At 38.9% G+C, this 12,848-nt stretch carries 10 protein-coding genes; all 10 read left to right on the forward strand.

Going from position 1 to position 12,848, the window contains the following annotated elements; all coding sequences use genetic code 11:
- The first annotated feature begins 12 nt into the window (after nucleotides 1–12).
- The 10 genes from NQ782_RS00180 (at nucleotide 13) to NQ782_RS00225 (ending at nucleotide 12,818) form a co-directional block, all read left to right on the forward strand.
- Nucleotides 13–3,705, forward strand: coding sequence for a transglycosylase SLT domain-containing protein (locus tag NQ782_RS00180; RefSeq protein WP_267581155.1), 3,693 nt, complete (start codon nucleotides 13–15; stop codon nucleotides 3,703–3,705).
- A 9-nt stretch (nucleotides 3,706–3,714) separates the two neighbouring features.
- Nucleotides 3,715–4,368 (forward strand): DUF2460 domain-containing protein, encoded by a 654-nt coding sequence (locus NQ782_RS00185; protein ID WP_267581156.1) that lies wholly within the window; start codon nucleotides 3,715–3,717, stop codon nucleotides 4,366–4,368.
- A complete protein-coding gene (locus tag NQ782_RS00190) occupies nucleotides 4,365–5,222 on the forward strand; it encodes a DUF2163 domain-containing protein (RefSeq protein WP_267581158.1) in 858 nt (285 codons plus the stop codon). Before NQ782_RS00185 ends, NQ782_RS00190 begins: the two co-directional genes overlap by 4 nt.
- A gap of 60 nt (nucleotides 5,223–5,282) precedes the next feature.
- Nucleotides 5,283–7,106 carry a sialidase family protein gene (locus NQ782_RS00195; protein ID WP_267581160.1) on the forward strand — a complete coding sequence of 608 codons (1,824 nt, stop codon included), beginning with the start codon at nucleotides 5,283–5,285 and terminating at the stop codon, nucleotides 7,104–7,106.
- Nucleotides 7,090–8,124, forward strand: a complete 1,035-nt coding sequence (locus tag NQ782_RS00200; RefSeq protein WP_267581161.1) for a hypothetical protein — start codon at nucleotides 7,090–7,092, stop codon at nucleotides 8,122–8,124. Before NQ782_RS00195 ends, NQ782_RS00200 begins: the two co-directional genes overlap by 17 nt.
- 41 nt (nucleotides 8,125–8,165) lie before the next feature.
- Nucleotides 8,166–8,690, forward strand: a complete 525-nt coding sequence (locus tag NQ782_RS00205; RefSeq protein ID WP_346311316.1) for an acyltransferase family protein — start codon at nucleotides 8,166–8,168, stop codon at nucleotides 8,688–8,690.
- Between the two features lie 119 nt (nucleotides 8,691–8,809).
- A complete protein-coding gene (locus NQ782_RS00210; RefSeq protein ID WP_267581163.1) occupies nucleotides 8,810–9,211 on the forward strand; it encodes a hypothetical protein in 402 nt (133 codons plus the stop codon).
- Nucleotides 9,212–9,453: 242 nt separating this feature from the next.
- Nucleotides 9,454–9,876, forward strand: a complete 423-nt coding sequence (locus tag NQ782_RS00215) for a C40 family peptidase (RefSeq protein WP_267581164.1) — start codon at nucleotides 9,454–9,456, stop codon at nucleotides 9,874–9,876.
- Nucleotides 9,877–12,366 (forward strand): phage tail protein, encoded by a 2,490-nt coding sequence (locus tag NQ782_RS00220; protein ID WP_267581165.1) that lies wholly within the window; start codon nucleotides 9,877–9,879, stop codon nucleotides 12,364–12,366.
- 62 nt (nucleotides 12,367–12,428) lie between these two features.
- Nucleotides 12,429–12,818: a hypothetical protein gene (locus NQ782_RS00225; RefSeq protein ID WP_000433918.1), complete on the forward strand. Its 390-nt coding sequence runs from the start codon at nucleotides 12,429–12,431 to the stop codon at nucleotides 12,816–12,818.
- Nucleotides 12,819–12,848: the final 30 nt, after the last annotated feature.

Raw genomic sequence — 12,848 nt, forward strand, 5'->3', positions numbered from 1 at the left:
TGCGAGGTCAATATGGCAAGTAATGAAAATCGTGTTGAAGTACAGGTAGGTGCAAACACTGCGGAGCTTCAGCGTGGAATGCATGAAGGTGAAGCAATTGTAGAGCGTTCAGCCAATAATATTGAAAATATTGGGCGCAATATTGATTTTAGAGTTGATTTATCCAGTATGGAAGAAAGCTTTGATCGAGTTTCAACTTCCATCAACAGCAGAATCAAAACTTTAGGTATGAACATTGCCTCTACACTTGCACAAAGTTTAGCAATCGGTGGCCTCGTAGCTTTTGCTAAGCAAACTATTGATACAGGCAATGAAGTAGATAAATTAGCAAAATTGGTCGGCACTTCAGCTGAAAAGTTTCAGTATTATTCTAAAGGCGCTGAAATGGCTGGCCTATCTATGGACCAGTTTGGCTCTATGGGCAAAGATGCTTTAGATAAACTTGGTGAAGCTCGCCGTGGTGAAGGCGAGATGATGGATTTTTTTGAAAAGATTGGTCCAAAAGTTGGCGTCACCATTGATCAATTTAAGGATCTAAGTGGGCCAGATGTTTTGCAGGCTTATTATAACGGCTTAGAAAAAGCGAACATATCCCATGCTGAAATTGTCACCTACATGGAGCAGCTTGTAGATGACGGAAGCGCATTAATTCCAATGCTACAAAATGGTGGAGCGGGATTTAAAAAATGGGGGGATGAAGCTAAGGCGGCTGGAGCAATTATGTCTACAGAGATGATTGCCAACTTAAAAACAGCAAAAGAAAATGTATTTAAGTTGCAGTTGCAGTTCCAAGGCCTACAAGCAATTCTTGTTAATAATATTACCCCTGTAGTAACTGCTATCTCTAAAAATTTCGACACTATTAAAACTGTTTTAGTTGTTTTGGCCGCAGTTATTGCGACACGTTTAGCAGTTCAACTAGCAATTCTGACAAGAGAGTTTGTAATTGGTGTTGCTCAGGGAGTGGCCTATCAGGTGCAGCTATCAGCATTGCAAGGTCAAGCTATTCGTACAGCCACAGCTATGGGAGTGTTGCGTAGCGCGTCAGCTTTATTAGGTGGTCCAGCTGGTTTAGCTATGCTGGCCGTTCAAGGCGTTGCTGCAGGTGCAGCATTTCTCTATATGAAAAATAGTAGTGATGATTTAGCGCCGTCTTTGGATACTCAAAAAAAGTCTGTTACTGAACTTCGTGATGAATATGAAAAACTTGAAGCCTCACAGCAGCGGGTTTTGACACGTAAAGCTACAGATGAGTTGCAAAAAACGAGTACAGCCTATCGTAACCAGAGAAATGAATTGCTAGGGCTCGTAGATGCAATTACTCGTAATTCTGATGTGTCTGATGAGGATCGAGCAGCAGCCAGTTATCTTTTTGAGGAATACCGAAAAGGTAGAATTGTTGCTGAGCAATTAGCTGGGGGTATCAATCAGTTAAAAACAGTTAATGCTAATGCGAAAGGAAGTATTGATGACAAGGTGTTTTCTCTAAAGGAAGAGGCAAAGAAAGTCGTTGAGGCTGATCGGGTACTGAAAATTTATAACGGTACTATTAAGCAAGGGACAACAGACAATAATGATCATGCCAAGTCAGTTGATAAAGTTACTGAAGCATATACCAACTTAAGCGCTAAGCAAGTTGAATATGTTAAAGGCGTTGAGTTAGCTAAAGAGAAAGAAAAGTATATTCAAGATTTAATGAAACAAGGATATACGCGTGAAAAAGCCGAGTTTTATGCGGATGCAAAGGAGAAATCTGGAACGGCATTTAATGCACAAACTCCGAAGGGATTGGGAGATTCAATAAATCAAGCCTACAAACTCAAACAGCAAGAAGATGCCAGAGTTGAAAGTGAAAAGAATGCTGCTGAGGAGGTAAAAAAACAAAATGAGTTGTTAGAAAAACAGCAAAAAATCTTACAGGTTAATGAACGTGTAAAAGCCAATGCTGCTAAGTATAACTATTCAGGAATTGAGCAAAAGTACAATTTACCAAGTGGCATGTTATCGGCAATTAACATGCAGGAAACTAAAGGGAAAAATGTAGAAGGCCCCCAAACTAAATACGGTACTGCTAAGGGTAACTTCCAGTTACTTGATGCTACGGCCAAGCGTTTTGGTGTTTTGAATCCATTTGACACTAAACAGGCCGCAGATGGGGCAGCACAATATTTAAGATTTTTACTCGATAAGTTTGGCGATATTAATAAAGCAATTTCAGCATACCATGCTGGAGAGGGGAACGTAGAGAGGGGCACTGGTTTAGGGCCAATCAATAAGCAGTATGTCAAAAATGTAAAAGGGTATATGGCGGGTAGCAATGGCGTTGCTGCTGGAACTGAGTCTAATGAATATGATAAGGCACTACAAGCTCAGTTAAATGAAATTGAAAAAGCTGAAAAACTTAAACTTCAATTGCAATATAAATATGCTGATGCTCAAAAGAAGGTTGAAATTGACCTTAAAAACGAATTGGAATTGATAGAAAGTTCTAAACTTTCAATATCAGAAAAATCTGACTCTAAAGCAAAAGCCGAGAAGGATGCTAATGACAAAATTTTAGCATTACGATTAGAGTTGCTTGAAAAAACCAAGGTTATGCGCGAGGCTGAAATTGATCATTTTCAGCGTGTTGCTGAGCGTACATATCAAATTGAAATGGCACAAGTTCAAGCAGATTTTGATGCAAATAAGATTTCCCATGTTCAAAAAGTTCAGAGAGAAAAGTTTTTAGAAGACACGCTTACGGCGATAAAACGCCAAGGTCTTCTAGACCGCCTAGATCTTGAAAATGAACTTTCAGGGATTTCTGGTAAGCAAGGAAATCAAGGGCAAATACTTGAGAGTATTTCAGGTCTAGATACGGGCAAACAAGTATCTGATACAAAATCTACAGGGCTTTTAACAGAAGCTCAAATGAAAGACTTTGAGGCTAAATTTGGTGGTTTAACTTCTCGTATGTCGGGTCTGTGGGATAAGGGTATTCAGTCCATGTTGAATGGTACGCTGACGTGGAAAAATGCCATGAATGCTATCTTCTCTGAGCTTTCAGCTGAGTTCATTCAAAATATGGTCACAGCACCACTTAAAAAATATATGGCAAGCCTTGGTCCACGCTTAGCTGCAAAACTTGGTCTTATTAAAGCTGAAACCGTAGCCGAGGCATCTGGCCAAGCTGCACAAACAGGAGCAACTATTGCAGGTGAAGCGACTCGTACCGGTGTAACCGCTTCAGGTGGTTTAGCACGATTAGGCCTAAAAGCAACCGAGGCGATTAAAGGCATCATGATGAGCGCATGGGAGGCAATGGCCGGAGCATTTAAGGCAATGGTTTCCATTCCCTATATTGGTCCAGTTCTCGCCGTAGGTGCCGGTGCTGCTGCGTTCGGTTTAGTTGCTGGTCTAGCCGGCAAGATTAAATCTGCTCGGGGCGGTTACGATATTCCATCCGGTGTTAATCCTATAACCCAACTTCATGAAGATGAAATGGTATTACCCGCACAACATGCGAACACTATCCGTGAGCTAGGGAAATCTACATTCAACTCAGGTATGTCAGATAATTCTGATCTTACTGGCCAAGGTGGTGAAAATGCTGTGTTTAATATTCAGGCTTGGGATTCAAGAGATATTAAACGCTTCATGAAAAAGCACGGACGTGAAGTAGCAGGTGGTTTAAAGGGTTATCGCCGTGGCTTTGGTAAATAAGGAGGATTCATGTCAGACGTATTGTTTCCTGAACTGCCGGGTTTAGAGTGGGATCTCACCAAAACCCCGATGTTTAATACCAAGATCATGCAATCAGTAAATGGTCGTGAATTACGGGCAAGTTATCAGGCTGTACCCAAGTATGAAATTTCAATGTCCTATGCGTTCTTACGGGAAAACAAAGGAAGAAAAGAGTTTCAACAGTTAGAGGGTTTCTTTTTAGAGCGCCGTGGTGCTTTTGATTCGTTTCTTTTCAAAATGCCAGATGATTTTGAGTTTAACTGCACCTTTACAGGTGATGGTATAACGACATCTTTTCAGCTTTATAAAACCCTCTATACCAGTCAGATTCCATTAAATAATACTGAAGCCAAGATCATTGGAAATGTTGATCCGAACATGTGGAATAAGTTGGCCAGTAAAAATATGTGGAGCACAAACACTGAAAAACTTATGTGGAGTAAGGCAACAGCACAAATTACTCCAGATGGTAAGTATGAAGTTTCCGAACCGATTGAAGAAGGTATCGAAGTCACTGTTTCAGGAACATTCTATTATCGATGCCGCTTTAAAGATGATGAGCAAGAGTTTGTCAACTTTATGGACAAGTTGTGGAAAGCCGGAAAGGTTGAATTGATTGGTTCACTAGGAAATAAGATATGAGACAAGCTTCCCCGAAACTTATTGCCTTATTAGATGCTAATCAATTCATAATGGCAGATCTATATACGATTACCACGATTCAGGGCATTAAGTATCGATTTACAAATTATGACTTTGATTTAACCGTGGGCGGTAAAGTATTTTCGTCACAAGGTCCAATTATAAGCCGTGAGGGTATTAGTCTTTCTTTGGGCATTGAAGTAGATAATTTATCTATCACGATTGGTACTAATGAGAGTACTAAATTTGGTGAAGTGCCAGTGGCTCAAGCATTTCATAATGGCGTACTCGATGGTGCACGGTTTAAATTAGAACGTATCTTTATGGATGCTCAGACACCAACTGATACAAGTGCCGGCACATTGGTTTTATTTGAAGGTCGAATTGTAGAGCCAGAGTTTGACCGTTACGAAATTAAAGCCAGTGTGGTTTCAGATGTTGACGGATTAAAACTTCAGATGCCACGCAACCTTTACCAACCGGGCTGCTTAAACACCTTGTTTGATAGCGCTTGTGGTTTACGTAGTGCTGACTTTGCCGTTAATACTACTATTGGAGCAAATAGTACGCCTAACAGAATTCTGTGTGATTTAAGCCAACCTCAAGGATGGTTTACGCAAGGTGTTGTAGAGTTTTTAGAAGGGGTAAATATTGGAATTAAACGCACTGTACGCTTACATGAAACAGGTGCATTACTTCTAACTTTGCCGCTTTTAGAAATGCCAGCAATTGGTGAAGCTATTCGTGTTTATCCGGGTTGTGATAAACGACTTGATACCTGTACTAATCGATTTAATAACCGAGCTCGCTTCCGTGGAGCGCCGTTTGTACCGGTTCCAGAAACATCAATTTAACAATTTTATATTCAATCAAAGCCCAGCAAATCGCAGGGCTTTTTATTTGGGAAATATATTATGGCAGTACCTGATAAAGACGCCTTAATTGGGCCTACGGTTACAGAGGCGCAATTCAAAACTAATCTTGGTGCTATTGTAGACTTCATTAAGCCAATTGAATCTCAAAGCCCTATTTATGCAACGACTACTTTGTTAACTGCTTCTAGGCCAAAAGAAAACCAAATTTATGCAAAAGCATTAGATACCGGAAAAGTATGGTATTGGAATAAGCCCGCTGGCTCACCTGAGGGGAATTTTTGGACTGAGACAAATTTAAGTGATCTCGATCAAGCAAGTTCTTATGTTGATGAGAAAGTATATGAATCTGAAAAAAATTCAATAGAACATGTTAATAAACTAATCCAGAAATTCGACAATATTGAATCGATTTATCACTTTGAAGATCTTCTCCGTTACGTTATTGGCGTAATTGAAAGAAGTGGAAATCTAAACTGGTTTTTTGATGTTATTGCAAAAGACTTCAAGACTGAAACTACATCCTTAAGCGAAGTAGAATCTAATATTAAAGAAACACTAAACCGAATCTTTACTGAAGATAGTGAAAAATCGCTAATTATTGCAGATGTTTTTTACAATGAAATAATTACAGTGTTGTTGGATGGTCGCTTTTACATTCCAAACCTGAAGCGCTCAGTACAAGAGGAGCTTGCAGCTTTAAAAAATCAAAATGACTTTTCAGTACAAGTGGCTGTCGCATTAAATAGTTATCAAACTACAGCTAAATCTAGATTGTTAACATTTCTTGACAAAGCAAAGAAGCAAACTGGAATGCTTGGGTATAAACGTGTTTCTGCCGCAGGGGAGAACGGGTCTGGTTATCAGAAAATACCTGCAATTCTTAAGACCTCAAATAATTCAGCAATCTTGTTTTTTAATCGAGGAATAAATGGTTATAACGGTGATTTTGAAGGGGCAGAGTTATATCGATGCACAATCACTTGGGATAGTGCATATAACATCACACGGACAGAACCAGTACTTTTTTACAGTGTAAAAAATATAGTCGAAAGGGGCATTGTTAAACATGCAACGCTGGGTAATACGAATGATGGTCGACTAATACTTTTATTTGAAGTTTCAGCCGAAACAACCGGTATTAAGTATGTTCAATACATTTCGTATTCAAGTGACAATGGCCAGACTTGGACCAATCCCGTAATACTTGATCTATCTCATTTACTTCCTGTTAATGCACAATATTTTGTATTGGGTACTGGTTCAAAAATTATTAAAAATGCACAAGGCAGATTATTAACTACAGTCTATTTTGTGGGAATTAACGGCATTGCAATTATTTATTCAGATGATAATGGCACGACTTGGCAGATGAGTAATGTTGCAACAATTACAAATACGGTTAATGAGAGTTCGCTAGTAATTCTAAGTGACGGTTCAATACTTATCACTGTGCGAGATGAAACTAAGCCGGGCTATAAACAGTATTTCAAATCTACAGATAATGGTCTGACTGTAAGCTATGTTGGGCCTTCAACTATTACAAGTCCACATTGCCAATCGTCACTTAACAAATTTTCTGATGGCACGTTAGTAGTAGCTACCCCAACAAATCCCCAATCAAGAAGTAAGTTTCAGGTTTTATTTAGCTTTGATGACGGGCAAACATGGAATTTACGACGTTATCAATATTATTCAGATGTTGTATATGCGGGCTATTCTTCACTTGAAGTCATTAACGATGATTTAGTTCTTGTTGCAGTTGAGGGCGGCATACAAACATCGAGCGTTATTGAATATCGAGACAATATCGACGTTTTATTAATTAATTTAAAAGAGGTTTATCAAAATGGCATTAGTTCTTAAATCTGACAAGCCTATTTTGTCGAATACAAACACGTTTAATACGCTAGATTTGCTCACTGCATCTGAATTAGCTCAACTCTATATTGATCGCGTTGCGGCAGATGGCGGGACTATTTCTGATCTAGATTATTTAAATCGCATTTGCAATTTTTTGGCGACAAATAAATTAGCTTCCAAAGTTCACACTATTGCTTCAGCAAGTTTGGGTGTCAAAGTTTCTGAAAATAATGATGTCAGTAAAATGTACAACTTAATTAATGATTATGATTTAAAGCTTGTGCAGCTAAATGCGACAATGGGTATTATTGATAATCCAGCAAAGCCAAAATTTATTGCAAAAACATCAGGTAATCGTGCGCAAGTTTGGCAAGGTAGCTCAACTACAGCAAACTCAAGCACATCATTGGGAAATGTCTTTATACAAGATCAACAGTATTTATCAACAAACGAATGTGTATCTGTGAGTATTGTCGCTGAAATGACAGGCGTAGATAGCTTTTCTGGGCTAAGCATATTTTCGTTCGCAAACAGTGATAATAAAACACGTTACAATCGAGTTTTTCACGGAACATCGAACTACACAAGTAATACTGCGCTCGGCAATATTACTGCCTATATGTCTGATGCAAGAAGTGATGAAGATGACTCACAACAAGAATATGTCATTTATGCGTCACGTGGTACTACGAGTGGTGCTGCAATTAAAAAAGATGGAGTACTTCACTTTTTTACAGGCAAGGATGCTAATGCTAGAGTAGCTGTAAGCAATAAACTTGCTAGCAATTCTGATGTATATACAAATACATTAAATAATTCTACAGCAGCAAAAACAAAGCAATTCAAAGAAAAGCGTAACTTTAATCTTGGAACTTCATATCATCCCACAAATAATCGATTCAGCAATCTGAAGTTTTATGATGTATTTGTTTTTCGAGATTTAAATGACTTTAATCAGTCTCTGCTGGTGAGAGACTTTATTGAGAGTGAACTTAAATTGTTTTATGGCAATAGATCATGATAAATTTATAAAGATTATTACGAAAATCCTTATAAATTATTATGAAAAGATATGAAAGTTTAGATTGGTTGCGAGGGTTAATGGCCTTCGCAATCATGATATATCACTTAGTAAGTTGGAAATTTTTTCACGCTGAAGCAGGAGGCTTATTAGGAAATTTAGGAATTTATGGAGTTTCTATATTTTTTGTTTTAAGTGGATTAAGTATGGCTATTGTATATAACAATTATATAAAGGACTCTCAGACAGCTATTGTTTTCTTTGTAAGGCGGCTATTTAGATTATTACCATTACTTTGGGTAACTATCTTTTTAGCATCATGTGCAGCATATTATTTAAGAGGTGAACTAGATTTATATAAAATATTCCTAAATGTTACGCTCTTATTTGGATTTGTTGCGCCAGAAGCGTACATTAATACTGGTGCATGGAGCATTGGAAACGAGGTGTTTTATTATGCTTTCACGCCATTTTTCATCATGCTTTATTCTAAAAGCAAGCATCTAGGTAACTTTGCAGTACTGGCTTTAACAATAATTGGGATGTATTTTGCTTTTTTGCAATAGATTCAAATTCAACACTAAAAGATCAGTGGGAAACTTATATAAATCCATTTAATAATTTCTTTTTATACGCATGTGGGTTGGCTCTCTACTATAATTTTCATAATTTTGACATGAATTATATGTCAAATTTCTTGATCATATTAAGTACAGCAGTTTTTTGCCTTTATCCCGCAGAGGGCGATCAAATTAGTATTGTTACAGGATTTAATAGAGTTGTTTTTGCCACATCAGCAATTGCGCTTACTTTAGGTTTTTACAAGCTATGCATACACCCTCCAACATTTGTTGCAAATTCTTTAGCAAATTTAGGTGAGGCAACTTACGGTGTGTATTTATTACATCCAATTGTTTTTTTTGCCACCAATAAAGTAATTGATGATCCATATTTTTGTGTAGTCATTACAGTGGTTGGTACTATTGTTGCTGCAAATATTTCATACCATGTTTATGAGAAAAAGTTTATTAAACTTGGTAAAAAGGTAACTACATTTGAAACGAAAGTAGTTCAGCAGGTTAATTAAATGTTAGCAAAACTGGTGTTTTGTTTATTTATAATTTTCTCATGTATTCTGATTTTTATTGGAGTAGTGATCACAGATAATTTAATTTTAGCTGCAGGTGGCCTTTTGATTTTTGGAGCACTCTTAATTAAAAGCATTTTTAAAATTAGATTCTTTAACACATATTAGAGTCTAGTTTATTTCTAGTAAGCCCTATCTAAAGAGATTAGGGCTTTTTTATTTATTTATTTTTTTGGTGACTTATGAAAAACATTGAAGCAGTTCAAGAGGCTTTAACGTGGCTCGGCACACCATATCATCACCAAGGCCGTGTTAAGGGTGTTGGTGTGGATTGCGGAACTTTGATCTGTGAGGTCTACGAAAAAGTAGGGCTTATGGACCATTTAGATCCGCGACCATACCCACCAGACTGGCACCTGCATCAGATGGGGCAGCGCTATTTAGAGCTTATCTTAGGTGTATGTGATCCTGTAGAAGGACCACCACAACCGGGTGACATCGTTTTATATCAATTTGGCAAGTGCATCAGTCATGGTGCAATTGTCATCGAATGGCCACAGGTCATTCACAGTTATCTCCATCAGGGAGTGATTATCCAAGATGGAACAAAAGGAAGTTTAGCCCGGCGAATTGCCGGGTTTTTTCGTATGAAGAGGCTTAAATAAATGGGTGGATTATTTGGCGGTACCACGATTAGTACTACTGATACCCGTATTAACTCAATGCGAATCCAGCAATCAGCTTACGGGCTTTGTCAGCCTTTGGTGTATGGAAAAACCCGAGTTGCTGCCAACATGTTTTGGTACGGAGATTTCTTAGCTACGCCTCACACTACGGTTGAGAAATCAGGTGGCAAAGGGGGGAGCACTAAAACTAGTAACACTACTTTTAGTTATAGTGCTTCGCTCATGTTGGGATTATGTGAGAATCAGATTAAAAAGATTGGCTTGATATGGGTTGATAAAGATCAGTACATCACAAAGCAGGAAGGCTCTATAACATTAGATCCAATCGACCAGTTAAAGTTTGAATTATTCGATGGGAACAATAACCCGCCTTGGGGCTGGTTAGTTTCAAAGCATCCGGATCAGGCGATTAATTATCCTTATCTCGGTTATGTGGCATGTGCTAATTATGAGATGGGAAATAGCGCCAGCCTTTCAAATCATAACTTTGAAGTGATCAGTACTATTACATTGTCAGAAACTATTGACGATGCTAATCCGGCTGATGTGATTGAAGACTTTATTACACATCCTCGGCACGGTGCAGCACCTAATCTAAACATGGCGGATTTAGAAGAGTTTCGTACTTATTGCCGTGCAGCCAATCTCTTAATTAGTCCAGCATTTACCGAGCAACGAGCAGCGTATGAAACAATCAATGAGATTGTCGAAGCTGTAAATTGCGCTGTGGTACCAAGTCCAGACGGTTTAAAAATTCGTTCTTTTGGCGATTCTGCAATTACTGGAAACGGTGTTACTTTTACTCCGGATCTCACACCGGTTTATCACTTAACTGATGATGATTTTATTAGCGATGATGAGCCGGTGCGAGTTCGCCGCAGCCGTGATACGGATGCTTATAATCATGTGCAGATTGAATACATCAATCGCTACAACCAGTACAACACAGAAACAACTGAGGCCAAGGACCAAGCAAATATTGAGATGTTTGGTTTAAGGACAGAGGATCCAGTAGAAAGCCATTATTTTTGTGAACCTAAAATAGCCCGTCATGCTGCTCAGCTCCGTTTACAAAGATTGCTTTATGTACGTAATGAATATGAGTTTACTTTGGGTTGGAAGTACTGCCGGCTTGAGCCGATGGATATTGTCACCATTACTGATGAAGCATTGGGCTTAAATCAATTTCCTGTACGTATTACACGTATTGAGGAAGATGAGTTCGGTGAATTAACTATTACGGCGGAGGAACTTGCTGTAGGTTCAAGATCTGCCATTGAATACGATTCACAAGCATCTAATGGTTATCAAGGCGGTAACGAAGAACCGGGTAATGTGAATGCTCCAGCTATCTTTGAACCTCCGTTAGATTTAACTGATGGAAAGAATCAAGTATGGGTAGCTGTGTCAGGTGGGATTAATTGGGGTGGGTGTAACGTTTGGGCCAGCCTTGATAATACAACTTACGAAATGATCGGTACTATTTACGGTTCCGCACGATATGGCCAATTGGTTACGGCGATTGATGCAGATGATACAGCCTTGCAAGTTGAGCTCAATACAGCAAGTCGTATCTTCAGTGGAACCTTACAAGATGCTCAAGCCGATCAAACGCTTTGTAAAGTAGGTGACGAGTATTTTAATTATCAAGTGGCCACCTTAAACGGTTCTGGTCTTTATACCTTAAGTGACGTTTTGCGGGGGCGTTTTGACGATGCTCAGATTCATAACGCTGGTGAGCCTTTTGTGCGTCTTGATCGGGCTATTTTTGAGTATGAATTTAGTGAAAATCTTATAGGTAAACAGATCTTCTTGAAGTTCACTAGCTTTAATGGATTGGAGCGCAAAGAACAAACATTAGATGAGGTAACAGCTTATAGCTATACATTATCTGGTGGACGTCCAGCAGGTGTTAAAGGTCTTTCCCTTCAATCACCGTTTGTTGGTACCACTTTCAAGGTTCAATGGCAAAGCTCAACTGGTGCAGATGGCTATCGTGTTCAGGTCTGGTCTAATGGGGCTATGATTCGTCAAGTTGATACAACCAATACGGATTATAGCTATTCGATAGAAGAAGCTAAGACTGATGGAGTAGGACGAGCTTATACAATACGTGTAGCAAGTAAGAACGGCGACCAGATTAGTACTTTTGCTGAATTAAGTATTAGCAATCCGGTACCGCCAGTACTTCTAAATGTTTATACAGCTGCTACGGTAGATTCTATTACAGTGAATTGGGTACCGAGCGAAGTACCAGACCTGAAAGATTATGCAGTGTGGCTAAGTCCTACTCCTAATTTTGATCCTACACAAATGCCGCCTACGTGGACCGGCACAGATTTAACAACTACATTTGGAGGACTACAACCAACTACTCCATATTACATTCGTGTTGCTGCACGAGATGTATGGGAAAACACAGTCTGGAACTATACAAATCAGATTACTCAAAGTACTTCTGAAGGTTAATTTAAATTTTTACATAGCACCCGATCGGGTGCTTTTTTTTGCCTACTTCTGGAGCAAAAGGCATGGAACCAGTTTCTACAAGCGGTTTAACAGCAATTTTAAAATTTTATGGTGCAGCAATCATGGTGACTTTAGCGGTCGCTTTAGTTGCAGCAGTTGTATTAATGACGCGTATGCCACGCTCACCACAAGAGTGGGCCGTAGGCTTGATTTGTACGGTTGTATCAAGTTTGGCTGGTGGCTCATTCATTATTGTGAAGTGGGGGCTTCATGAATGGGTTACTGATGTATGGGGGATGATTGCACTTGGTGGGTTCTTCTTTGTTTGTGGTTTACCTGGTTGGGCTTTAGTCCGTTGGATCTTTAATTTCATAGATAAACAGGAAGGGAAAACGATTGTTGAAGTGATTAAAGAGTTTAAGAAAGCCAGAAAAGACATTGAAAACAGCTAATGCCGCCTTCGGCCGGTTTTTTATTATCTA

The organism is Acinetobacter sp. BD54 (assembly GCF_044778325.1).
GTDB lineage: Bacteria > Pseudomonadota > Gammaproteobacteria > Pseudomonadales > Moraxellaceae > Acinetobacter > Acinetobacter baumannii.